The sequence below is a fragment of the Vibrio sp. PSi01 genome (assembly GCF_054960695.1).
Map to the genome: position 1 here is coordinate 75,877 of NZ_JBHNYN010000004.1, position 25,708 is coordinate 101,584.

The window sequence follows — 25,708 nt, forward strand, 5'->3', positions numbered from 1 at the left end:
TAAAGTAGGAGGGGGGGAATATGTTTAGTTTAGGTACCAGTCCCAAGGCATAAGACCTTGCTCTGTTAGACCCGTTAAGCGACCTTCACGAAGCTTAGGATCAACACCTGGGTTTGTGACATAGTCCCAGTCATAGGTTGTGTTATCGCTAAAGCCTTGAGATTCGATAACTAATACATTGTCGGCAGAATCGCTGTACTGGTAGTTAGTGAATAGTTCTTCGCTAAACCATAGGCGTGACATTTCGTTCATCAATGCCTTCTCATTACTTGTTGGGTGAATCTCACTACCGTCAAAACGTACAGCTTTGTTGAACATAAATGGTAGTTCTGAACCGTTACATGCACCGCTGATGCAACCAATCGTTTTGAATAGATCAATGATTGACAGTTGGTCGTATTCGCCCGTTTCTTCATTTAGAGCTGTTTTAAAGTTCCACATGTTAAAACTTGGTTTGTGCTCAAAGTAGTATAACGTTGCTTGTACTTCGCTGTTTGCTGCCATATAACGAGCAGGGCCATTGAATAGTGTGTCATTTAGCAAGGTTTTAAATTGCTTCATGTTCGCTGTTGCGTCGCCCAGAGTTGCTTCTGAGTTAGGGTAAAAATCAGTTAGAGCCAGAATGTCTTGGGTTTGTTGGTGGCTAGTTATATCAACAATGTCGACCAAGCAACCTAAGGTACCCGCAATATCACTGGTATCAATGCATCCAGTCATTTCAAGTAGATCTCCTTCTAGCTTGGCACCATAAAATAAACTCGTTACAGCGCTGTAAGCGCTGCTTGGCAATACAAGCTCTGCTGAAACTTCATCACTTGCTCGCTCAGATAGTTTTTGCTGAAGAAGAACGATGTTGTTTTGATCTTCTAACCAGTTAACCATTGCAAGTGCAAGCTGTGCTGGCTCTTCGTTAGTAAGCAGTTCAGGCTCATCATTTGCTAGTAGTTCAATGACTGTCGGAATCAAGAACGTTGTAGTAAAGAGCATGCCAAAGCTGTTCGCTTCATGTGCATTTTCACCGAAGACAGTAGGTACTGAGAAGCCTGCTTGTATTGGTGATTCTGCTGATTCGCTACAGCTACCAAGTAAGCTAGTTTTTTCACACAAGATGTAGGGAGCAAAAGGCATCAGGTTTGACATTGGAGTTTCATCTGCTGCTGGGCTCAGAATTGGGATTTGCAAAGAACCTAACAACCAATTTTTTAGCTGTTCAATACCATTCAAAGCTGTTTCTTGCGACGCCATGATCTCGTCGATCGAAGTGTTTGCATCAAAATCATTGTTGCGGTCCTTAGCCACGTCATAGCTAGCGTACTCAAAACCATACGGGTTGCTCTGCATGATGGAACGTTGGAAATATTGACCTGCGATATCGTCATCTTGCTGCAAGAAACCAATAGACATAGCACCTGAGCCTTGCCCAATAACGGTTACATTTTGAGCATTACCACCGAAATCGGTAATATTATTGTGTACCCACTCTAAGGCGCGCTTTTGGTCACCTAGGCCATAGTTGCCATCTTCGTTTGCGCCTTTAATCCATTGAGTACCTAACTGACCAAGACGGTAGTTCAAGCTTACATAGATGAAAGGCTTACCATCGTCGCTTCCTTGAGCAACCACGGTATCACCGTGCACAAGTGCTTCAGAACCTGAGCCATATTCAAAGTCACCGCCGTGGATGAATACATAAACCGGTAGATCTGCATCAGCATCTAAGTCTACTGGACGCCAAATGTTAAGGTTCAAACAGTCTTCAGATTGTGTCTGTGAAACGGTCTTCAATTGAGGGCAAGCATCACCAAACGCAGTCGCATCAATGTCAGTCCCAAGATCGATAAGTTCACTGTGCTCAAAGCGCTCTGCCTCAGCAAATTTAATACCTTTAAAAGACTCAACAGAAGTCAGTTTGTTGTCTTCGGTATTTGAAGTAATAACCAGTTCTTCTTTGGTCGCTTTAATCGTTACGTCACCGATTTGAGCGGTAAAAGGTTCAACAGGTGCCGGAACTAGCGGTTCTGGTTTGTCTGGCAATGGAACTGTAGGGGCAGTATCAGTATCGCAACCTGCTAACGCAGCAGCAATAGTAAGGGCGATCATAGAGCGGTATGCAATAGTCATAAAATGAGTTTCCACAATAGTATTCGGCGTAGTCTGTTTAATCGTCATCTACGTAGATAACAGAGCTACAAAATTTCTTATCAAGAACAACCTAGTTTTAAGGTTAGGCTGGTATCCCAAGCTCAGTGACTAGAATCGGTAGCCAAGATTCAGCGTTACAGCCGAACGAGTTTCACCTTTGGTGTACAACACGGTCATGTTGTAATGCTTGCCGATCTGTTTGTTAACCCCTGTTAGGAATGCCCACTGATCGATGTCGACACCAACGTCATAATCAAATTCGATGTCATCAGTTTTTACAGTGCCTTGCATACGAGAATTTAGACCTTGGTATTCAGCGCCAACGAAAAACTGAGCTCGATAATCGACTAATTGATAACCCAACATAGGTTGAACCGTAACAATGCCATCGCCCCAATCATCCATTCCTTTCAGGCGTGTTTGTGAATAGGTACCTGTGACTGAAGCAAAGAACTCTTTGTAACCAACAGATAATGTGGTGCCCGCACCGCGTAAGTCATATTCAAGATGAAGTGGTACATTCAAACGGCCACTGTTACATAAGGCAGAGACACCTTCGCAAAGTGCGTTACCTAGCCCAGGTAATTTGTCATTGAGTTTGTCTTTTAGGTATTCACCTGCTGCGCCGGTATAAGCCGCATCCACATTCGCATCAACGTTTACCTTTCCTACATATCCGAATACATTCCAGAATGGCAGGATATTAACGTCACCACGTATAGAAAGACTCTCAGCCTTAACCGTCGCAACGCTATCTTCAGGATCAAATAAGTCGTTCAAGCGAACACCACCAATCACGTAATCAGTCATTGGAATGTCCATGTCTTGGTTGCGATAAGCCACTGATACGCCGAATGGAAGAGGTAAATCAATGCCTTGACGTCGTACCATGTCACCCATTAACGGAAAAACTCGGTCTAGCTTGACGCTCGCTTCTAACATTCTTGGGTCTGATACTTCTTGAAGCCTCGCTTCGTTGACCACTTGTACGCCGTTATCCTCTTCATAAAACGCGACTGGTTCGATGATGCTCGTCATCTTCATTGGCTTGTTCTTGGTTGTACCAACCACTTCAGTTGTTTTATTTGCGATGACTAACTTATCCGTCGGTAAAGTGTGAAACTCAATCTCTTGCTTATAGCTTTCTACCTTGTAGGTATGGTGTTTGAACGGCTTGTCATTGCTGATCAGCATTCGTTTTGGTTCACCGTCGACTAACTCAATGTCGACATTCAAAAAACGGAAATATGCGATATCTTGAGGGAGTCCATACTTCGAATAATCGAAGCTGATGATTACTTTGTTATCGTCGATTTCTTTTACTCGAACCGAAGATGAATCAAAGCTTTCTGCATAGTGACGTAAGCGATATTCGGTACGTGTGAAGGCTTCTATTTCATCGAGTAGGTTTTCGTTATCATCCAGCTCATCTGGGTTATATTTGATACGAAGGTCGATGTTGCCTTTAGTGTCGGTGTTCTTGACGAGGTAGACGCTTGAGTCACGAACATCATCACCAACTTGCAGTGTACGATGTGCGTGTTCAACTAGGTGCTGACCTTGTACTAGTGAGCTTATTGCTAGCTTTGGCAAGTCATGACTTATGCCATATTTGTCAAACAGTACTCGACCTTGCTCTTTGACTTCGGTGTAAGTCTTGGTTTTTGCTGCTGACGCAAAAGTGGGAGTAATAAGTAATAGGGCGCTCGCTAACACAGAAAGAGTATGGGTCTTACAGGCGCTGGTGCGTATTTCAAAAAAACTCATGACGGTTTCCACGCTGAGTGGCCTCAAACCTTCGAGACTCAAACAGTCGATGTAATACTGAACGTCGTGTTCAGTTGTTATGTATTTATCCGTTAGGATTGCTAGTGTGAATGTCGCGACTAAAAATGCATTGCGTCAATCAATGAGAGGATTTTAAGAGGAGGTGGCAGATCGCGTTAATCGCGTTTGATGGACGCTATCCTACTTTAATGAATAACTACTCTAACATTCTGATTTATATGATTTATATGATTTATATGATTTATATGATTTATATAAGATAAAAAACGGCCTGCTAAGTAAAATACTGGGCAGGCCGTATTGTTGAAGTGGTTTATGTATTGAGCTTTAAGCGGTGACCTTCACCCTAAATAGATCAGTAAACAGCTTGGCTATCATTAAAATGATTAAGATATTAACCAACATTAATAGCGGTGTTTCAATTTGGTAAACGGGCGTAAGGTTGAGAGCTCCAGATGTCAGTACGACTAACAAATTAACACCTAGTATTCGATGCACCATGAGTTTAGGCGTGGCGAACACTTTCCATATCACCATAATGTTAAGGAAGTAGAATAGACCGAGCGCCCATAACTCCGTCATTGAGGGCATCACAAAGATGTACTGCAACAGAATCACCGATCCTGTGCCCAATACACCATAGAAGGCATCCTTAATAACGCTTGGTGGCATTGTCGGCACCATAGAAGAGAATACACCGGCTAACATAGGAAAGATAAACCCGCCCGGCACTGGAAGATAAATCCAAATCAATAGTGATGTGATAAACATCGACACGCCTTGCAGCACTTTGCGCCCATCTTCATTCAAATGTTCAACAAACGTGCGATGAGCATGATGCCAAGAAACTTCTTTATGATCGCCCATTACATTGAGTTCGCCTTCAACAAGAGATTGTTCTGGTGTTAAGACATCGAACGTCTTCAAGTTCTTAATAATAACCGACCACTGGATACCCAAGTTAGGTTCACTGTTACTTTGTTTGATTAATGCATCTTGGATATGCGCCATTTCATCGATACGCAAACGCCATGTTTGGATGTTCTCTTTAAGATGATAACTTCCGGTCAGTGGTAAATCTAAAAGTTGATACAGCTTATCAATATTTGCGGTGTTGCTTTCAAGTGCGGCAATATCGATGTCGTCTGATTTTTCCATTGCATCTAACAACGCTTGTTTACTTGTTTCGAAACGTTGTACAAAGTTGAGCTCAGTATTCACAGGCCACACGATGCGATACACAAAAGAGAAGACCACAACTCCTAGTAGTGTCTCTTGAAGCCTAAGAACAGCAAAGTGAAAGGTGGTTTGGCTATCAAACCCGCCCATGCATGAAACAATTGAACACACGGCAAATCCAATTGAAAAGATATAACCGTACTTCTCGTCGCTCGACATGAAGATACACACCCCAAGGAACAGCGTAAAAAATGCTAGAAACAAGAAACGATCTTGAGAAAACATGGCGATAAGGAAAAAGGCATAACCGGTCCCTAACAAAGTTCCCATTAACCGGTTATGGCCTTTGTTTATTGAATGGGCGAAGCTTTCGTTCAATGTCATCACTGCAACGGCTATCGCAGCCCAATAGGGTTTTTCCCAGCCAAACCACAACGCTAGGCAGATTGCAATAACGATAGACAGTGCGGCTTTAATCGCGTCTTTAGTCGATGCAGTGAACATTAGAACCACCTAGCTATTTTTGATTATTTTAATCGAGGCAGTCATACCAACACGCAGTTGTACGTCCTCAGGTATTTTGTCTAACTTAACTTTGATAGGAATGCGTTGAGCGAGACGTATCCATTGGAAATTTGGATTCACATTTGGCAATAAATCATTACCAGTGCTGCCGTCTTGCTTGGCAATACCAAAGCCAATACTTTTGATATGTCCTTCTAGTTGAACATTGTTGTGCATCATTAAGGTCACATAGGCAGTGTCCTGAACGTCGACGCCGACTAAATCAGTCTCTTTGAAATAACCTTCAATCCAAAAGCTATCTTCATCAATTAGCGCAACCACAGGTGAATTTGCGACGACTTGAGAACCCACGCGTAGGGTCAGGTTAGTAATATAGCCGTTAGTAGGTGCATATACCTTGGTGTACTCAAGGTTAAGATGTGCTTCTTCTACGTTAGCTTTTGCCAGTTCGACATTCGCGGCGCTTGTTTCTACCGCGTTGTTTAAGTTGTTTAGAGTAAGCACGGGCACGGCACCGGGCGTTCTTTTCTCTAAATTCAAGGCGCGTTGTTCTTCATTTTTGGCTTTGGCGAGTAGGGCAAACGCTTGTTTTTGTGTGGCAAGTGCTTTTCTGTAGGTCGCCTTGTAAATACTCGGATCGATTTCAAAAAGAAGATCGCCTTTTTTCACTTTAGAGTTGTCTTCGACATGTACTTCAATCACTTGACCCGTTACTCGAGGTGTAATCGAGACAATATAAGCACTCACTTGCCCGTCTCTGGTCCACGGGTTACTTGAGTACGACTGGTAATAGCTATAAACCACAGTTCCCGCAGCAGCCAATAATAAAAGTGTGATGAGATAACGTTTGATCAAAGTAAGTGCCTCAAAAAATGGTAATAAAATGGCCGATAGCGCCAGTAAAAATCACGATCAAGCTCAGTTCTGCTATTGCAGGAAAGGCGACGTACTTATGAAGGCCAAACCTGGTAGCGATTGACCCTGTTAGCATTGTCAATATGTAAGCCAGTGCGATAACCAATAACAGCGGTGGGAAGTAGACTTCACCCCACACAAGTTCATGTGGCATTGTGTTCATGGTTCTTTTCTCTATTTGTTTGATGAATACAAAGATAACGGAATTCGATTTATTGTGATAATCGCGTATAGAGGACCGGATCCATCAAAAAATCGACTTTACTAGGTAGCTATGCCAGCCATGTCTTTCTTTAGTATCGCAAGCCATTAGAACAAGGCCAGGTAGGTTACCGTTCAGGGTTTAAAAACAATTAATCGCAATTTATTTCGAAAATAACTCATTTCTGCTGGTGCCAGATGAATGCAGTTAAAACAACGACTTTAGAAGTAAATTACGCTTTAAGAGTTATCCAAATAGTCAAAGTGATGATCTGATCCATCAAATGAGATTACATATTAAAACCTTTTGTTCTTAATATTCGGTTCGAAGCAACGAGATGCTTTATTTATTTTGAATAATCCAACAAATATCATTATTAAGTTATTCGTTAGATTATTTACTCCTTATATTTAGTAACAAGAGTAAATTTGTCATGGACATTATTTCTAATCTGTTTGACATGGCACCATTTGTCGCACTATTTATTACACTCTCATTGGGTTATATGGTTGGTAAAATTACTATCGGCCGATTTGTTTTAGGCGGGGTAGCCGGAACATTATTAATGGGTGTAATTATTGGGCAATTTGGTGTTCAGATTGATCCCGGCGTAAAAAGTATTTTCTTTGCGCTCTTTATTTATGCTGTGGGTTATCAAGGCGGCGCGCAATTTTTTAAAGCCCTTAACTTCAGAACCATTAACATTCTGCTCTCTGCGGTTGTTATGACGGTTTCAGGCTTATTGTGTGTGCTTGCTGCCGCGTGGTTATTTGATCTAGATAGAGGTACAGCTGCAGGTCTAGCGGCTGGTGGCTTAACTCAATCCGCGATCATTGGTACTGCAGGCGATGCGATTGCACGTTTAGGCGGCGCATCTGAAGAAGCCAAGCACCTGATGCAAACAAACGTAGCGGTTGGTTACGCGGTAACATACATCTTTGGTTCTTTAGGACCAATCTTGATGGTGACTTGGGTATTCCCAACACTGATGAAATGGGACATTCGAGCTGAAGCGATAGCCCTAGAAGAGAAAAACTCTAACGGCAAACGCGATTTAGCAGAAGGCGAATTTAACGCAGTCACCGCTCTAGTGACACGTGCTTTTAAAGTAACTCACGACGATAAATTGGTTGGGAAAACGCTAGCACAACTGAATCAATCATCACTTGCTGCGTGTATCGAACTTATTGAGCGCGATGGAAAAGAGCTAAGTGCAGACAAGTTCACTGCGCTTAAAGCCGGCGACCTTGTTGTGGTTACCGGCCGTAGAAATGCGGTTCATGAGCTACAGAGCAAGGCACAAAGCAATGAAGTAGCATTACCGGAAAGCTATGAAGTTATTGAAGAAAATCGTCAACTTATCGCTGATAACCGCAAGCTAATAGGTCGCTCGCTAAAAGAAATCAAAGACAGCTCAAACGAACGCTCATTCCGTGGCGTGTATGTGACAGACTACATGCGTGCAGGTACTTCAGTGGCGATTACTGAAGACCTTATTGTTGAGAAGAACGATGTTATCCAGCTAACGGGTACCGCTCAAGACATTAACCGAGTTGAAAAATACATCGGTAAGCGCATGGGTTCTGCGACTATGACTGACTTCATCGTACTGGGTTTCGGTATGGTGTTGGGCCTTCTTATTGGCTTAATTAGCTTCAAGATTGCAGGCATTCCCGTCACGATTGGTTCTGGTGCAGGTTGTTTGATCTCTGGTTTACTTGTTGGTTGGTTACGTAGCCGAAACCCACATGTGGCTCAGTTCCCAGTGGGTGCAGCAAACTTCATTCGTGACTTTGGTCTAGCGGCATTTGTAGGTATTGTTGGCCTACAAGCAGGCCCTCAAGCGGTTGATACCATCAAAGAACACGGAATGTCACTTCTGTTCTTGGGTATGGCAGTCACCATCATTCCACAGATTATTTCATTCTTCTTCTCGTACTTTGTGTTGAAGATCAAGAACCCAGTAGAAGCTTTAGGTTGTGTGACTGGTGGTCGAAGTGCAAACCCAGCATTCGCAGCATTGATGGAGAAAACAGGCAATGCAACGCCAGTATTTTCGTTCACCGTGACTTACGCTGTAGCCAACGTGTTACTGACTCTATGGGGACCAATTATCGTCGGCATTATTACCGTTAATGCGGGTATGTAATTGAACCTAAGAATTCATTACAGATTTAAAAGACACTAAAAAATTATCACCTTATTTAAAGACCTGCCCAATAACGAAATAGGGTAGGCCTGAATAATCACACTTAAGTAAAACACTTCATTCTAATTGAAAGTGTTTAAGATTAAATTATTAGGTAAATATCATGACTACACAAAATACAACTATCGACTTTTCTAAATTCGCTGATTTAAGCCCGTTTGAATTAAAAGACAAATTAATTGAAGTTGCGCAAACAGTGCCAGACCGTACTTTATTAGATGCAGGTCGTGGTAATCCAAACTTCCTAGCAACATTGCCACGTAAAGCATTTATTCGCTTGGGTGAATTCGCCGTAATGGAAGCGGAGCGCACATACTCTTACTTAGACGGAAGTTTTGGCGGCATTCCAGATGGTGTTGGTATTGTTGAGCGCTTTGATTCTTACGCAAACAACAATCAACAGAACCCAGGTGTTCAATTCATTGAAAAAGCTCTGAGCTACGCAAAAGATCGCTTAGGTATCGAGAAGCAAGTGTTCTTAAATGAGCTAGTGAATGCGTATTTAGCGTGTAACTACCCAGTACCACCACGAATGCTGACGAATGTCGAAAGCGTTGTAAAACAATACATTGCAGAAGAGATGTACGGTCCTATGCCAATGACGACAGATTTCGATCTGTTTGCAACGGAAGGTGGTACGGCATCAATGACGTACACATTCCAAACCATGTTTCACAACGGTCTACTAAAGAAAGGCGATAAGGTTGCGTTAATCACACCAATCTTCACACCTTACCTAGAAATCCCTGAGCTTTCAGAATACGAACTTGAGATTGTAGAACTTCGTTTAGATGAGACAACATGGCAGCTACCTATGTCTGAAATCGAGAAGCTTGAAGACAAAGACATCAAACTGCTATGTGTGGTAAACCCAGCAAACCCTGCATCAGTGAAGTTCTCTGATGAGACTCTGAATAACCTTTCAGACTTCGTTAACACACAACGTAGTGATCTGTTCATTATCACCGATGATGTATACGGTACATTCGCAGACGATTTCGTTTCACTGTTTGCCAAACTTCCATACAACACGCTTTGTGTTTACTCATTCTCTAAGTACTTCGGTGCGACAGGCTGGCGCCTTGGCTCGATTGCGATTCAGCACAACAACGTGTTCGATGATGCAATGCGGAGCCAACCAGAAACTCGTCAGCTGGAACTGGATGATCGCTACAAGACGCTAGACCCGGAACCACGCGGCATTAAGTTCATTGACCGTATCGTTGCAGACAGCCGAAGTGTTGCATTAAACCACACTGCCGGTCTTTCACTACCACAACAAGTTCAAATGGCGCTGTTCTCATTGAACTGCTTAATGGACTCAGAGCAAAACTACAAAGAAGCGTGCAAACGTATTATTCGCGAGCGTTACAAAACTTTGTACAAAAATATGGGTATTGAAATTGAAGAAAACAAAGACCGTGTGGACTACTACACATTGCTTGAGCTCGACACTTTGGGTGGCAAATTGTATGGCCCAGCTTTCCTTGAATGGTTCAAAGCGAACGAGAAGGGTAAAGACTTCCTGTTCCGCCTTGCACACGAAACTGGCGTTATCTTGCTTCCTGGCAAAGGCTTCGATGTAGTACACGCTTCTGTTCGTGTGTCACTGGCTAACTTGACTCACCACGAGTACGAACTGATTGGCCGCGCAACACGCAAGGTGTTAGACGAACACTTCGCTGAGTTTCAAGGCGAATAAGTTTTAGTCAAACTTAAAACTGAAGACTCGATTTTAAGTCAATGACGTTCAACTCACTAAGAATAAGCCTCGGCGATGTCGAGGCTATTCCGACCAAATAAGCACAGTGGTTAGAAGGCAAAAACTGCCTATCTTGACGTTCCGTTGTGTTTATTTAGTCGTCTTACCCTAGTAATCCAAAATCTAATTAAAATTGAAAAAAGAGCGGCGTATGAAAAGCATTATTTCTATTCAATCTCACGTGGTTTATGGACATGCAGGCAACAGCTCTGTGGTTTTTCCAATCCAAAGAATGGGGCTCGATGTGTGGCCAATCCATACTGTACAGTTCTCTAATCACACTCAATATGAACAAGGTTGGACGGGGCAAACATTTAGTTCGGACGATATTCGAAACTTAGTTCGAGGCTTAGACAACATCAGTGCGTTGAAAGATTGTGGGGCGGTCTTATCGGGCTATCAGGGAAGTGCAGACCAATGCAAAGCGGTTGCCGAGGCGGTGAACCTCATCAAAGAAAAGAACCACAGTGCGCTCTATATTTGTGACCCTGTAATGGGAGACCCGGACAAAGGTTGCATTGTTGATGTAGGCGTTAAAGCGGCTATTGCTAAGCATTTGCTACCTATAGCTGATGTGATCGTACCAAACCAATTTGAGCTGAGTGAATTGACCGACACCAAAATTCACTCGCTTTATGATGCGGTTACAGCCTGTAAGAAAGCTCTGGAGCTTGGGCCAAAAATTGTGCTAGTGAAACATCTACACTCATTACCGGACGACGCATTCAGTATGATCCTCGCAACGAAAAAAGCATGCTATTTAGCTCAACGACCGAACATCGAATTTGATAAACAACCGGTTGGTGTTGGCGATCTTATTTCGGGCTTATTTACTGCAGGATTAATGAAAAAAATGTCTCCGGTGGCTGCACTCCGTCACGCAAACAACGCCGTCTACGGTGTATTGGAGCTGACTAAGAGCTATGGCACTTGGGAACTACAAACGATTAATGCTCAATATGAATTTGTTGAGCCTACTCACGACTTCAACGTAGTTAAAATAGGCTAGAGCGTTTAACTCCAACAGTGTTTAAGACGAAGGCTAACAGGGTGACTATTCGATGGATAGCGTCCTACAAACGAGATTACGAGTTAAGCCCGATTCTAGCTATATTACGACCACAAAGAGATGGACTTCACTTTATCCTATTTATTAACTTCTCTGCTTTTTAATTTTATTAAACAGAGTCTCTGAATCACGTTAGAGAAAATTAAATGAGCCTAAATATGAACCGTCTAATCTCTTCGGGTCTTACCGTTGCTTTGTCATTTCTAGTAGTGGCTTGTAGTTCACCTCACACACTGGATGTACGCGTAAACAAAGACAATTACAAAGACGTCATTGTAGAAGATGCATCATCAGTAGAAGAGCCACTGCGTATTTGGGCGAGTGAGGCGCCAGACTTCTTATACTCTGCAGACGATCAAACCACGCCGATTACCGTATCAGGCGATCAACTGAACATCTTGGCATTGTCAGGAGGTGGCGCAAACGGAGCTTTTGGTGCGGGTATCTTAATAGGGCTTGAAGAATCAGGCCAACTGAAGGACTACTCGATAGTGACTGGCATCAGCGCAGGAGCATTAATGGCACCATTTGTGTTTATCGGGGGAGATGCGTTTTCGAAGATGAAAGAAGTAATGTTGAACATCAATGATAAATCAGTGCTTGGAAAAAAGAACTTTTTAAATACTGTCTTTAAAGATGCGTTTACCGATGGAGAACATTTGTACCAGTTTATTGCTGAGGCTTTCCCTGAACCGATGATTGAGCAAATTGCAACGCAACATCGCAGCGGCAAACGTCTGTTTATTGGCACCACACATTTTGATTCTGGCGAGCTTGTCATTTGGAATGTGGGCGCAATAGCAAACAGTGAAATGCCAAATAAGTCTGAACTCATTTATAAGGTCTTGGCGGCAAGCGCTTCCATTCCCGGAGTATTCCCACCGCAGTTTATCAATGTGGAACATGAAGGTGTAATTTTTGAAGAGTTGCATGTCGATGGCGGTTTAGCGACTCAAGTGTTCTTCAATCCATCTAACTTCGATTATCAACAGATCTCAGATTCACTTGGGTTAGAGACATCACCACAACTCGATATTATTCGAAATGGCTCGCTGAAAGCACCGTATCACTCACTCAGAGATAAGGGGCTCGATTTGGTAGCAAAGAGCGTATCAAGCCTGACTCTTGCTCAAACACGTGGTGACCTATATCGAATGAAATACATCTGCGAAATCAATAATATCGATATGCAATTTACTTATATGGAACAAGACTTTAGTTATGCAAAACGCACCAAAGACATGTTTGATGAACATTACCTATTAACCATATACAAATATGGTTATCACAAAGCAACACGCGGGAAACCTTGGGTAACCGAATTACCTTAGTTAGGGATATTAGAAAATGAGAAAAACAACATTAGCGATACTTTTAATGACAACGTCTACCTGTGTAATGGCCCAAAACGCGACCTTAATGGAACAACAGAAAGTCGATAATGACATGCTACAACTGGCCGACGTTCAGCAAGAAGCGGCGTTGATCATGGTTGAGGAAAATTCAGACTATGTGGCGATTGATTACATTGGTCTGTGGGTTGAAGTGAACAATTACGTTACACACAAAGAAGCCAAGCAAAGCCAGCTTCAAAAAAACACCAAAAAATACATTTACTCGCAAACGGGTGAAACTCTAGAGTCCATTGAGCAGCGTATTGCTGAACATATTCAAGCGGATCAACCTAGATATTTTAGTGTCGATGTTTACCGCAATTACCACGGTGATTCAGGCAACTTTAACTACTTGGCACGAATTATCGAATACATTTAAGTATTCGTTACACGTCAATGATAGAACCTACTGACTTAAGTAGGTTTTTTTTTAAACCAGACAAATTCATTTCACTATTATTATTCTGACAAAGTAGATATTTCGTCAACCTGTGATAATTTAAATACATAACAACTAAAAGTAAGCACAACAAAATGAATTTCAGCATTGAACAACTTCTCGCGTTTGTGACTGTCTATGACCAACTGTCTTTTAGCAAGGCTGCGGTTAAGCTTAACAAGCACAGAACAACAATCGGCCAGGTTATTACTAACCTTGAAGACCAACTCGCGGTAAGTCTATTTGAAAGGGTTGGAAGATCGGTTAAGCCAACAGAAGATGGGCACCATCTCTATCACTATGCTAAGCAAACGATTGAACAAGCACGCACTTTCGACAAGGTAGCCTTGAGCTTGTCTTATGGCGGTTTGGAAAACATTACTTTTGCTTATTCAAGTGTGATACCTCATCAAATCCTTGTGGATATTCGAAAGAAGTTGCGTCGTGATTTCCCGATGATGCGAGTGAATTTTCTTGTACGAAATAAAAAAGACATTAAGCAAGGCCTTCAGAGCGGTGAGTATCATTTTGGATTGGTCAACGTGCATGACAGTCGTGGAATACACAGTTTTGATGCCACCTTTTTAGGCCATATAGAATTTTTTCCTTTCGTTCAAAAAAATGGTGAGTTTTCATCTTTGGCAAAAGAAGATGTACTTTTAGCGCTAAGAAATGCGAAGCAGTTTGTCTTAAAATCCTTCATTGAAGAAGGAATGTCCGAAAAAATAACCGTTAGTTCTGACAATGAAGAAGTCGACCAATTAGCGCTAGTTATCAAAATGGTTGAAGCAGGTCTAGGATGGGCACTTCTACCAAAAACGTTCGCTCATTCTGAATTTTCGCATTACGACATCGAACCTATACAATCGTCTGAAATGGAACAAGGATTTAAATTTGGCTTTGCACTATGGTGCCCTCATTCTAAACAAATTAGCGAAGTTAAGTCATCAGTATTATCAGTTATCAAAGAAAACGTAGAGCGATTGCTAAAGCGAGATTAATGAACCAATAACACAGTTTACTTGTTCACAGAGGCTCATTTATATGAGCCTTTTTCGTATTTGTCATCTTTAGAATGATTTGATTTTGTAGGGCTAGATCCTCCATATGAGAGTAGGGCAATGCCACAGTTTGACCTACTCTAACCCAGTCGATTAAGGACCCCCTTTATTGGCAATAAGTGTTTAATTTCTATGTTTATTGCAAGGAAGCAAACTTTCGGCCGGGTAATTACCCGGCCTTTTTATTGAGGCCAATCTTATGAATCGCTGCGGCGGCTTTGCTCTTTTTTCTTGCTCTTTGCTTACGATAACACCTTCCTTTGCATCGTTTTATGATCCTGTTGATAGTCAATTTGATATGGGACATCACATTGCAGAAAATGCGACGGGGTTTTTACCTATACCTATACTAATTACCGAGCCTGCGGTTGGTTATGGTGGTGGTGTTGCTGGGTTGTTTTTACACGAGGGCGAAGAAGAAAAACGAATCCGTAAAGAAGCAGCGTTAAAGGCTATTGATGGTGGTGCGCAACTTGTTCCATCTGCGATGAGTGTTGTTGGTGCTTTAGGAACAGAAAATGAAACCTGGTTTGTTTTTGGTGGCCACAGACGTTCATGGATGAATGATTCAATTCGTTATACCGGTGGCGGTGGTTTCGGTGTTGCGAATATCGATTTATATAAGCAACTTTCTTTTGGTGGCAAAGAATTAGACTTGAAATTTGGCACATCAACGTCGGTCGCGGTACTTTCACAAAAGGTGCAATTTAGAATCGGTGATACACCTTGGATGATAGGTTTGAAACAGTTATTCGCCAAGTCTAAAGTTGAATCTGATAATCGTTTGGTCGACAAACTCATGGAGTTTACCCTAGGCACTGAATCAGTGACATCTGGTTTAGGTATTGAAGCTGAGTTCGATACAAGGAACAATTTGTTTTATCCAACAAAAGGATACCGATTTTCTGCAGACTACATGGTATTTGACGAGGTGATTGGTAGTGATTCAAACTATCGAAACTTAAATATTGAAGGGGCAGGTTACATTCCAGTGTCAGAAAAGTGGACACTTGGGTTAGCGGGTAACTATCAAAATTATGAGCAAGGTGATGGATTTGTGTCTCCCACAGCTAAGCCCTATGTTGAATTAAGAGGTGTGTCTTCATTTCGCTATCAAGGGGATGAAGTTGAAACCCTTCAAGGGCAGCTGAGTTACAGTATCAATCATCGTTGGAAAGTATCAGGCTTCTATGGTTCAGGAAAAGCAACGGAGCGAGCTGATCAAAGTAACAAGGTGAATGCGGGTGGAGTGGGCTTCAGATATCAAATTGCGAGACGTTATGGTTTACACCTTGGTATGGACTACGCGCAAAGCCATGAAGAACGCGCTATCTACTTTAATATAGGCAGTGGTTTCTAGAACTACTAAATCGGTTTGATTTTTTCTAATAAAAAAGGCGCTAATTATTCATTAGCGCCTTTTTAGATTTTGTTCAGCTAAAAGAATAATTACTTTTTACGGCAGAACTCAGCGATTACGTACATTGATTGACCGCCGTTTGTTTTACCAGAAACAAGCTTAGGATCGTCACCAACGCTGATACCACGGATAACAGTACCTTGCTTAATCACTTGGTTAGTACCTTTGATTGGCAGATCTTTAATTACTGTTACGTCGTCACCTTTTTTTAGTTCAACGCCGTTCACATCAAGAGGCTTGTCATCAGCAGACATACCGATTTGTGCCCAAACTGATGTTTCTTCTTCAAGGTACATCATATCTAGCGCGTCTTGAGCCCAGCTTTCAGAGTTCAGACGTGTTAGTTGACGCCACGCCATTACTTGAACTGGCGCTTCTTGGCTCCACATGCTGTCGCTTAGGCAACGCCAGTGGTTGATGTCTTTAGGATCGTCAATCTCACCAAGGCATTTGTCACATACCATGATGCCGTGATCCACTGTTACGTGGCTGTGTGGCGGCACTGCGTATGCAGTAAGAGAAGAATCAGAACCACATAGTTCACATTTAGATTGGCAGCGTTCTAGCATAGTAGCTTCAGAAGACATAATGGACTCACATTTATTAGGTATTAAATTACGAGGCTATTATCCACTTTATTTACAATAAAGAAAGAGGTCGTACGGTATTCTGTCTTGATTAATTTTAGCTGAGATCAACCATTTGTGTTTTAAGGTTCTATGCAAACGGTTAACGAGGGAGATTGTTCGAACGACAGATACAAAAATGCCAGCGGTTAAGCTGGCATTGGTTTCATTTAAAACTCGTTGTTATTCCAATACGGAACCAGTAATAGACGCTGCAGTTAAAGCATTATCTATTAAGAAGTCTACAGCTTGCGTCTGCATACTTACGTGATGGTTTAAATCTAATGGTAGAGGCGTAGTATCATCTTGCGGTGCCACGAATGTGCTGTGAACAGCATCTTTGCCAAATTTAACAAAGTCGCTAGTACCGTTTGGCATTGTATTGCTTGCATCTACAACTGTTAAGCCAAGTTTTGTAGCAAGCGGTGTTGTTCCAGCAAAAGGAGCATTCGCAACGGTGTTTGGTACTGTTTCGTCACCTTGCACTTGACCCATGTAGATTGGCATAGGAGTAGTAGCATCCAACAAGTAATCAGCATTTGTGTAAGGGTCAATAGTATCTAACACGGTTTGAGCTGCATACGCGAACTGTTGGAATGCTGCGGTCATTGTTGCCAGTTGTGCTGTGGTTGCACTGCCTTCAAACATTTCGTAGCACAGTTTATCCGAGCTGTTTGTACAGCTAGCAGCTGCATAGCTTGCGTACTCTGTCGAAGCCCCCAAGGCTACGTTGTGCTTAACTTGTGGGCCAAAGAAAGGTGAACCCAACAGAAGGTTAGATATTTGGCCACCAGAGTTTTCGATAGCAGCAGCGCTGAATGAATAAAGAGCATCAGCAGTTGTACTACCTAACGTACGGTTAGAAGACGCAACAGCTGTCGTTCCGACAATACCTCCTAACGAATGACCTAGAAACTTAACTTGTGAGCCAGTAGCTATGTTAAATCCCTGCAAAGGTGAACTAGTAAGTAAACCAGCTTTCAAAGATGCTGTTAATGAAGCTCTCAAACCCATAATATCTAGTGCACTTTGACGAACGTTATCACGCGCTACAGGCAAGTTAGTAAGATTTAAATAAGCTAAGACATCGGCATTTGCTGAACGTTGGTCATCCAAACTACGAGTACCGTGTATTGGTAAGTCAATAGCTAAGACAGCAACTCCAGCTCTCGCTAGGTTGTAAGCGAACGCGTAAGCATTTTCTTTTGCAGAGGTGATACCGTGTTGGTAAATGACTATATCAGTAGGATCTGTACCATTAGGCGTAAATAGCAAGAATTCGACAGATTCTAATGATTTAACTTGAGGAACTGGAGAGTATTTCGTAATAACTCTTTCGCTATCAAGTGGAGAACCATCGGCCATCGTTAAGTTTAATCCGATTAACTTTAGTTGTTCGGTTTGCTCTGTCGCTAATATGCTTGTGTCGATACCAGCAGCAGCTAACTGAGTAGCCATATTTGCTTGCTCGGCACTATCACTTAAAGCACTTGAAATTTTTGCTAAGCTAGGCATGCCCGATTCGAATGGCTGTGAGTTCCATTCAGTAGCACTAGTTTCTAGATAATAGGGTAATTGAACAAAACCTTGGGTTACATCAACGTTGTCAGTAGCGCCATACAATCCATTAATCGCGCCTTTAAGGGTTGCGATCGTTGTTGCATCGTTACCTGCAACATACTTATCAAAGTCAGTATCGTTTGCTAAAGCTGTTGTGAACAGTTCTGTAGTACCAAATTGCATCACATAAGCTGTTGTCAGGTCAACAGAGTTAGGGTTCGCACCGCCTTTCCAGACACCATTAAGATTTGCTGAGGCCAATCCAGTTGCTGTAGCCGCTTTGGTAGCGAAAAGAGAATCGCCGACAGACTCTGTAGTAAACCACGTAGAGTAAATGATGTTTTCAGTATCAAGGTTAATCGCACCTGCTGCAGTCGCTCCGGCGAAGATCTTTTCAACACCTTGAGTGACTTGTTGTGCTTGAGCTAGGCTACCTTCAGTATACGTTACCGCACTAGATTTTAGTGCAGCATAACTTGCCGACATGCCAACAGGATCACCATTAACATCCGTGAGTTCATTTGATAGCGCCAACACGTATTCGCTCGAAGCAGCGAGTGAATCGTTGAAAACTATCGTAAAGGTGTCGGTTGAAGCACTAGACAGAACATTAAAATGAGTGCCTTGTTCCAATACGCCAGTAACAGTTGGTGCCGTCTCAGAGGTGAGTGAGTCGCTAAGCTTTAATAGGTAAACCCCGCCAGTAGCTACACCGTCAGCTAAGCCAGTACCTTCAAAATCCATGATGATTGGCATTGAAGTTGACCAGCCATCCATTGTATTCATTGCTGCGATAGGGTTAGTTAATGAGTCATCATCACCAGTCGGTAAACCAAGTGTCCCATCGGTTGCATCCATTAATGCGAAGCTAGGAAGAGGAACAGCAATATCAGCACCGGTTAGTTGAAACTTGATGTTCGTTGCTCGTGCAAGTGAATCTTGAATATATTGCTCATATTGAATTGTTGTTGAAGCCCCGGAGCTAGATGTGTCATCACCACAACCGGCAAGAAACATTGCTGAAGCAAGCAGCGAAATATTAAATAACTTTTTCATGTTTATAGTCCGTTTAGTTGAAGGTGTAGTTCATTTGAATTGCAGATAAGTAAGCTACGGCATCACCAGAGAACTCAAGTTTTTGACCTAGCTGATTAGTCTCAGTGAAGTCACCATCTTTACTTTGTACAAGTGCGAAGCCGGCGTCGATAGAAAGGTCAGGGCTGTATTGGTAAGTAAAGCCAGCGCTGTACCAGTAACGGTCACTGTCTGGGATACTCAACGTAGCTTCACCAGCTTGTTCGTCATAAGCCAAACCTGCTCTTAATGTCCATTGTTTATTCAACTGATAAGTAGCGCCTAGCGAGTATCGGTTGTTGTCATCGTAATGCTCTGTTTTTTTGAAACACTCCCCATTGGTACAATCTGGGCTTGTTGCTTTAAGCTCTTTAAAGCTGCTCCAACCAGTTTGTTGCCATCCGTAATGAATAGCCCATTGGTCTGTGAGTTGATGGAAAGCTGAGATTTCTATAATTGAAGGCAAGGTGATTTTAAGGCGACCTGTTGTCGTTGTCGCGTTACCTTGTACTATGCCGCCTGTATAATCAGTAAAGTCGCCATCGTCAAAGTCAAGATCTACCTCTGAACGATAAGCGATAGAAAATCGATTATTTTCGTTCAGTTCGTATAAACCTCCCACGTTCCAACCAAAAGCGAATGTTTCACCGGTCATGCTGATCAGTTTTGTAGAAGCTGGATCCCCCGTAATATTTGAAATAGAACCTTGGTGACGATTTAATTCAGCTTCAGCGTAAACTAGGTTTACACCACCACCGATGCTGAACTGATCATTAATTTTGTAAGCTACATTTGGGTTAAGGCTCACAGACACAAGAGAAGTATCACCCGCCAAGTCTCCTGCATATATATCGTCAGGATAGTCAGTTGCAACTCCGTAATTTGAAAACATGCCAAGACCCCAAGCCCACTTATCGTTAATCGGGCTGATGTAGTAAGCTGCTGGAACAACCTGGAGAGGAGCCACATCTTTTGAAGTTTGACTTTGACCACCAGAACCTGGGACGTTGTTTTGAGTAATATTTACCTCTGGATCAACGATAGAAACCGCGCCTGAAAATTGGGCTGTATCAAATAGGGTCATCGCGGCGGGGTTTCTCGCTAGTACACTTGCGTTGTCCGCTACCGCGCCTTCACCTGAAAATGCGCGACCAAGACCTGAGGCAGAGTGCTCAGCAACTTGGAAACCAGCCGCAAGTGAGTTACATGCAAATAGCACAGAAAGTGAAACGAGAGAGCGTTGTATTGTTTTCATCCTTGACCCTCCTAGGGCATCAAATCTCATTCTTATTGTTGAAAACACAGGGAGCATTCTTGTGAACGATGCTCTAATGTAAATAACATGTTAAATTCATGTTTCATGTAAAGTCAAAGAATGAGTTATCATTTTGTGAAGTTATATTTTTAGGGGGCGGGACTTTAACATCAATAATATGCATGTAATCAATGATTTGTTCGTGGTTGGAGGTGTGACCAGAATGTTTATGCGCACTATCGGCATAAATAGTGTCCAATTGCTCAATATGTAACAGTTTTGTTTATGTTTACCGTTTGTCACTAAATCGGCATAATGTTGATTCGTTTTGAAAGTCATTAGATTGGAATTTAAATTTGGAATTACTCGCTGTAGAATTTCTTGGGAAGCCACTTCGTTTAGAAGGGTCAATGGCAGGATGGCAGCAATTATTTTGGGACAATACGTTAGTGTCGCAACTTGATGCAACTACGGAGTTAGATAACGCTCGAATTCATACATTTACGCTACGTGCTGGTGAAGATACGTTGCAGTGTCACGTTGAAGCCTTGGTTCAATGGCAACCGTTTGAGATGACGTATAAAGCGTCAGTTAATGGCCAAACCATTACTGAAGGCACTCGTAATACTAAAGATATCGAGCAACAAACACCCGTTGTAGCACCTAAACCAGAGAAGCGTTTTAGCTTAATCGGTTTAGTATCACTTGGTATGAAAGCGCTCAAAAGCGCTAAGTTGATTAAAGTAGTTTTAGCCTCTGCAAGTTTAGCGGCTTATTCATGGTTGTTTTCTATTCAGTTCGCTTTGGCCTTGATCGCTTGTCTAATGTTTCATGAATATGGTCATATCAGAGCGATGAAGTACTTTGGTATGAAGACTAAAGGCATCTATTTAATACCATTCCTCGGTGGCTTGGCTCTCTCTGACGAAAAGATTAATACACGCTGGCAAGACGTGGTGATCTCGATTATGGGACCACTGTTTGGGTTGATATTGTCGTTGGTATTTATGGTGTTGTATTGGGCAACTGGTGAGATGTTCTTTGCCGGGCTTGCAGTATTTAATGCCTTGTTAAACTTATTCAATCTGCTACCGATCTTGCCTCTTGATGGCGGCCACGTGTTGAAAAGTATCAGCTTTTCGATGAACAGCGTGTTGGGTATTGTACTCTGTGTCGCAGCCGCCGTTGCAGGTGTCGTGTTGAGTTACCAATTGAACTTAACCCTGTTTGGTTTCCTATTAATTATGGGTAGTGTTGAGATTCTGTTCGAATGGAAAGGGCGTCATCACAGTCACTTGCTGCCGTTAGATAGGTATGGACAAGTAGTGTCATTCGTCTGGTATGTTGGTTCGGTGAGTAGCTTGATTGGCGTTATTTGGTATTTCGCGTCAACAGGTGATGAACTACTAAGCCTTCCGTTACAAATTCTAGGCACTTAATCTGTGAGTTGAGCCAGTTCGAATAGCTCATGAAACCAACAAAAACGCCCTAACCAAAATGGATAGGGCGCTTTTGTATTAAGCCATGTTACTGATGGGTAAATTATGCTTTGCAATTTGGTTTCGTGGCACCAGACTGAGGTAACGTTTTGATGGTTGCTTGCAGATCCTTGATACGCGTGCTGTGAGAAGGGTGCGTAGACAACAGTTCTGGCGGTTGACTTCCACCTGATGCTTTTGCCATGTTTTGCCACAAGTCGACGCTCTGGTTAGGATCGAAGCCAGCCTGAGCCATATACTCTAAACCTACGACATCGGCTTCTGACTCTTGAGTTCGGCCATAAGGTAGAATAACACCGTATTGAACTCCTAAACCTAGGGCTGCCATCGTCATCCCTTGGTACTGTTTGTACTCCGAAGCTCCCAAGGCGACGCTAGTGATAGATAAACCTGTATTAGCTATTTGAGACTGAGAAAGACGCTCATTACTGTGATCCGCTAATACGTGTGCAACTTCGTGGCCGATAACTGTCGCCAATTGGTCTTGGTTAACCGCAACATTGAGCAAACCCGTGTATACGCCAATTTTTCCGCCAGGTAGCGCAAAGGCGTTCACTTGGTCGCTATCAAAAACAACGACTTCCCATTCACTAAAGCCTTGTTTAGGAATGTGTTGAGTAATACTGTTCGCTACACATTGAACGTACGCGTTGGTTTTTGCATCTTTACTGATTGGTTGTTCTTTCTTCATTTGTTCAAAAGACTGTGCTCCAAGCTGAGACATGTCTTGATCTGAAAAAAGCAGCAATTGGTTTCTTCCTGTCGGGGAAGCGCTACATGCGGTTAGGCCTGCAAGTGTGAGAAGCGAGGCAAACTTCATCCATGACGTCATACAATATCCTCTGTATATTCGGTTTTTATGCATGTTAACATCAACTTGCGTAATAACTAATAGTTGTAAGATAACTTATAGCTTTAAGACAAAAAAAGCGGCTCACGCGATAGCAAAATCAATAATTAAGGACCCAACATGACGATCTGGAAAAAGCCCGTTGACCTCGATATTTTCAACGCGACCTCAAAGAATACCTTAATTGAGCACCTCGACATTGTTTACACTGAAGTTAACGATCGTTCTTTAGTGGCGACGATGCCGGTTTGTCACTTTACGCACCAACCGCTGGGCATGCTTCATGGCGGTGCATCGGTAGTTTTAGCCGAAACGCTAGGTTCACTCGCAGCAAACTTCTGCGTTCCTGATGGTTACTATTGCGTTGGATTAGACATAAATGCCAACCACGTTCGTTCAATGCGTGAGGGCCATGTTATCGGCACTGCCGAGCCTATTCACCTTGGCGTGTCTACCCAAGTATGGCAGATAAACATTACTGATGAGCGTCAACGCTTAGTCTGTACAAGCCGGCTAACTATTGCAGTGAAGAAGCACAAACGTTAATTCGATAAGAAAGGCTGGGGACAGGAATCAATCCATCCTCAGCTTATTAACCTCATATAAACTGTTTATTTTAGTTAGAGAAATCCATGGTCATAACGTTTAAAAGTGGAAAAGTCATCGCAACAGCACATGAGCTAGTTGTTCGTCTGAATGGTGAGCATAGAGTCACACTGCAAGCGCAAGTTGATGCGATTCAACTGATCGGAAAAGGGGCAAACGTTATTTCTGCCAACGGTTCAGAATGTAAATGGTCGATTAAATTAGACAATGAACAACAGCTCCGTGACATCGCCAATGAAATTGGCTGCGATGTGATGTAATTACTGGCTATGACAGCGTTTATTCAAACCTTTCGCTTTCTGTTAAGGATACTAAACCGACTCACATTCATAATCTCTGCGTAATAAATCATAAGTTCGATTGATTTTGACTCGTAAAATAGGGAAACTGAATTCAATATCCTTTGAATAAGTTTTCCTCTTTATGAGTAGCCCAAGACTTCGTGTTCAATTTGAAACTCTATTTGAACATTTTGACGGTAAAGATTCTGATGTTCAGTTAGACGACATCACAGATGTCCTTTGTTGTACGCGCCGAAATGCCCGAATGGTTCTCAACAAGCTCGAAGAAGAAGGGTGGGTAGAGTGGTTACCTGCTGCGGGGCGGGGTAAATTATCTCAACTTATCTTTAAGCAGAATCGTTGTGATGTAAGCGAAAACTTAGCTACGCGCTATTTACAAGAAGGCAAAATTGGACAGGCACTTTCAGTGCTCGACCACAATGCTGCAAAACTCACTCAAGTTATACAGAACTATTTAGGTGTACAGTATCAAGAGGGTGAACAGGTCATACGTTTACCTTATTATCGTCCACTATCAATGCTCAACCCTACCAAATCAATGCGCCGTTCTGAACAACACATTGCTTGTCAGGTTTTTAGTGGTTTAACCCGCCTAGACGAAAATGATCAACTACAGCCGGATTTAGCTCACTCTTGGCAAAAGATAAATGACTATCAATGGCGATTTTTCTTGAGACCGGGGGTCCGCTTTCATAACGGAGAACCGCTATTAACTAATCATGTAGTGGATACGCTTTTACAACTTGAGCCGCTCAATATGTTCTCTCATATTAAAGATGTCTCATCGCCAGCAAATTGCGTCGTCGATGTTTTTTTAACGCGTCCGGATAGGCATTTCCCCCTCGCTCTCACTGAATCGGTTGCTAAAGTCACGTTACCGATGACTTTACGTGGCGAAGATTATGATATTAGACCTATCGGCACCGGCCCGTATCGCGTAGAGAAGAACGACGAAAAGCAACTCGTGTTAAATGCTTTTAATGGATACTTTGGTTTTAGGCCTCTGATAGACCGTGTTGAAGTTTGGGTTGTCGATGAGGCGTATTCATCAATGGTTTATCCAAGTCTTTCTAAGCCTGTGATGGCAGACCGTGGCGACAGTGATGAAGTTGAACTTGATCCTGGTTGTACGTATTTGTTACTGAACAGAAAAAAGGGGATTGCAAAAGATCCGGCGTGGGCAGAGTTTTTATCGAACACCTTGAATGCGGCTGATCTGTTTGTGCATATTCCCAAAGAAACTGTCATAGACCTGGGCGTACTTCACGCATATGGAATCAAGCCTGGTTGGTATGACATCAAATTGAAGACTCCAGTTTGTCCACCAGCAAACAGTAAACCGACTATAAGACTGGCGTACCAATGCCAGCATCCAATGTTTCCAACGTTAGCAAAAGCGATTGTCACAGTATTAAAGCAATACAATGTTGATGTTGAACTTCACGGTTACAAAACCGAACCACCACATGCCGATGACGTTGATATTTGGATCAACCCAATGGGTATTGCTAATAATCGAGACGATGCGTTGGCGGGTTGGTTGATGGATTACAGTTTTCTCGATGAATCTAGCCCAGCGGACGATTTTGACCAGTGGTGTCATATGATTGATCGTTGGCGGTCCGGTGAATTTGAGCAATTCCCTGCAAGACAACTTGGTAAACAACTCGTACAAAGTAATCAATTGATACCTATGTTCCATTGCTGGTTAGGTGTTAATAAAGATCAATGCGGTACGCTGCAAAATGCCAAGTGCAATGCACTTGGTTGGTTCGACTTTAGCCAAGTTTGGGTTAAGCCTGAAGTTGATTGAAATACTAGAAAATGCAAT

At 42.5% G+C, this 25,708-nt stretch carries 20 protein-coding genes; 11 read left to right on the forward strand and 9 right to left on the reverse strand.

Annotation, left to right across the window (positions count from 1 at the left end):
• Positions 1-24: 24 nt before the first annotated feature.
• From ACFI6G_RS07525 to ACFI6G_RS07545, 5 genes are all read right to left on the reverse strand, one after another.
• The gene (locus ACFI6G_RS07525; protein ID WP_462710208.1) at positions 25-2,121 is read right to left on the reverse strand and encodes a carboxylesterase family protein; all 2,097 of its coding nucleotides are present in this window, start codon (positions 2,119-2,121) and stop codon (positions 25-27) included.
• 129 nt (positions 2,122-2,250) lie between these two features.
• Positions 2,251-3,909: a hypothetical protein gene (locus ACFI6G_RS07530; protein ID WP_016788239.1), complete on the reverse strand. Its 1,659-nt coding sequence runs from the start codon at positions 3,907-3,909 to the stop codon at positions 2,251-2,253.
• 348 nt (positions 3,910-4,257) lie between these two features.
• The gene (locus ACFI6G_RS07535; protein WP_016785221.1) at positions 4,258-5,613 is read right to left on the reverse strand and encodes an FUSC family protein; all 1,356 of its coding nucleotides are present in this window, start codon (positions 5,611-5,613) and stop codon (positions 4,258-4,260) included.
• Between the two features lie 9 nt (positions 5,614-5,622).
• Positions 5,623-6,489 carry an HlyD family secretion protein gene (locus ACFI6G_RS07540; protein ID WP_016785222.1) on the reverse strand — a complete coding sequence of 289 codons (867 nt, stop codon included), beginning with the start codon at positions 6,487-6,489 and terminating at the stop codon, positions 5,623-5,625.
• Between the two features lie 10 nt (positions 6,490-6,499).
• On the reverse strand, positions 6,500-6,712 hold the full coding sequence (locus ACFI6G_RS07545; RefSeq protein ID WP_010429574.1) for a DUF1656 domain-containing protein: 213 nt from the start codon (positions 6,710-6,712) through the stop codon (positions 6,500-6,502).
• A 472-nt stretch (positions 6,713-7,184) separates the two neighbouring features.
• On the opposite strand from ACFI6G_RS07545, the gene aspT reads away from it, so the two are divergent.
• The 7 genes from aspT to ACFI6G_RS07580 all read left to right on the forward strand — a co-directional run bounded on the left by aspT (position 7,185) and on the right by ACFI6G_RS07580 (position 16,045).
• Positions 7,185-8,900: an aspartate-alanine antiporter gene (gene aspT / locus ACFI6G_RS07550; RefSeq protein ID WP_010429578.1), complete on the forward strand. Its 1,716-nt coding sequence runs from the start codon at positions 7,185-7,187 to the stop codon at positions 8,898-8,900.
• Between the two features lie 163 nt (positions 8,901-9,063).
• Positions 9,064-10,662 carry a bifunctional aspartate transaminase/aspartate 4-decarboxylase gene (locus tag ACFI6G_RS07555; protein ID WP_016785223.1) on the forward strand — a complete coding sequence of 533 codons (1,599 nt, stop codon included), beginning with the start codon at positions 9,064-9,066 and terminating at the stop codon, positions 10,660-10,662.
• 211 nt (positions 10,663-10,873) lie between these two features.
• Complete coding sequence (gene pdxY, locus ACFI6G_RS07560) at positions 10,874-11,731, forward strand: pyridoxal kinase PdxY (protein WP_010429583.1); 858 nt, start codon at positions 10,874-10,876, stop codon at positions 11,729-11,731.
• A 218-nt stretch (positions 11,732-11,949) separates the two neighbouring features.
• Positions 11,950-13,122 carry a patatin-like phospholipase family protein gene (locus ACFI6G_RS07565; protein WP_016767439.1) on the forward strand — a complete coding sequence of 391 codons (1,173 nt, stop codon included), beginning with the start codon at positions 11,950-11,952 and terminating at the stop codon, positions 13,120-13,122.
• A 16-nt stretch (positions 13,123-13,138) separates the two neighbouring features.
• Positions 13,139-13,564, forward strand: coding sequence for a hypothetical protein (locus tag ACFI6G_RS07570; protein ID WP_462710209.1), 426 nt, complete (start codon positions 13,139-13,141; stop codon positions 13,562-13,564).
• A gap of 155 nt (positions 13,565-13,719) precedes the next feature.
• Positions 13,720-14,625: a LysR family transcriptional regulator gene (locus tag ACFI6G_RS07575; protein ID WP_016767437.1), complete on the forward strand. Its 906-nt coding sequence runs from the start codon at positions 13,720-13,722 to the stop codon at positions 14,623-14,625.
• A gap of 259 nt (positions 14,626-14,884) precedes the next feature.
• The gene (locus ACFI6G_RS07580) at positions 14,885-16,045 is read left to right on the forward strand and encodes a BamA/TamA family outer membrane protein (protein WP_462710210.1); all 1,161 of its coding nucleotides are present in this window, start codon (positions 14,885-14,887) and stop codon (positions 16,043-16,045) included.
• Between the two features lie 89 nt (positions 16,046-16,134).
• Here the strand turns inward: ACFI6G_RS07580 and ACFI6G_RS07585 are convergent, their stop codons facing one another.
• From ACFI6G_RS07585 to ACFI6G_RS07595, 3 genes are all read right to left on the reverse strand, one after another.
• On the reverse strand, positions 16,135-16,692 hold the full coding sequence (locus ACFI6G_RS07585; protein WP_004730927.1) for a PhnA domain-containing protein: 558 nt from the start codon (positions 16,690-16,692) through the stop codon (positions 16,135-16,137).
• A gap of 222 nt (positions 16,693-16,914) precedes the next feature.
• The gene (locus ACFI6G_RS07590; RefSeq protein ID WP_016767435.1) at positions 16,915-19,347 is read right to left on the reverse strand and encodes a VolA/Pla-1 family phospholipase; all 2,433 of its coding nucleotides are present in this window, start codon (positions 19,345-19,347) and stop codon (positions 16,915-16,917) included.
• A gap of 13 nt (positions 19,348-19,360) precedes the next feature.
• Positions 19,361-20,620: an outer membrane protein transport protein gene (locus ACFI6G_RS07595; RefSeq protein WP_016792033.1), complete on the reverse strand. Its 1,260-nt coding sequence runs from the start codon at positions 20,618-20,620 to the stop codon at positions 19,361-19,363.
• A 356-nt stretch (positions 20,621-20,976) separates the two neighbouring features.
• On the opposite strand from ACFI6G_RS07595, the gene ACFI6G_RS07600 reads away from it, so the two are divergent.
• On the forward strand, positions 20,977-22,059 hold the full coding sequence (locus ACFI6G_RS07600; RefSeq protein WP_462710211.1) for a site-2 protease family protein: 1,083 nt from the start codon (positions 20,977-20,979) through the stop codon (positions 22,057-22,059).
• A 103-nt stretch (positions 22,060-22,162) separates the two neighbouring features.
• Here ACFI6G_RS07600 and ACFI6G_RS07605 read toward each other — a convergent pair whose 3' ends face one another.
• The gene (locus ACFI6G_RS07605) at positions 22,163-22,951 is read right to left on the reverse strand and encodes a M48 family metallopeptidase (protein ID WP_016767433.1); all 789 of its coding nucleotides are present in this window, start codon (positions 22,949-22,951) and stop codon (positions 22,163-22,165) included.
• 138 nt (positions 22,952-23,089) lie between these two features.
• On the opposite strand from ACFI6G_RS07605, the gene ACFI6G_RS07610 reads away from it, so the two are divergent.
• The 3 genes from ACFI6G_RS07610 to ACFI6G_RS07620 all read left to right on the forward strand — a co-directional run bounded on the left by ACFI6G_RS07610 (position 23,090) and on the right by ACFI6G_RS07620 (position 25,690).
• Entirely contained in the window at positions 23,090-23,515 is a 426-nt protein-coding gene (locus tag ACFI6G_RS07610; RefSeq protein ID WP_010429610.1) for a hotdog fold thioesterase, read from the forward strand.
• 86 nt (positions 23,516-23,601) lie between these two features.
• On the forward strand, positions 23,602-23,835 hold the full coding sequence (locus tag ACFI6G_RS07615) for a DUF3389 domain-containing protein (RefSeq protein WP_010429612.1): 234 nt from the start codon (positions 23,602-23,604) through the stop codon (positions 23,833-23,835).
• 163 nt (positions 23,836-23,998) lie between these two features.
• Entirely contained in the window at positions 23,999-25,690 is a 1,692-nt protein-coding gene (locus ACFI6G_RS07620) for an SgrR family transcriptional regulator (protein ID WP_010429613.1), read from the forward strand.
• Positions 25,691-25,708: the final 18 nt, after the last annotated feature.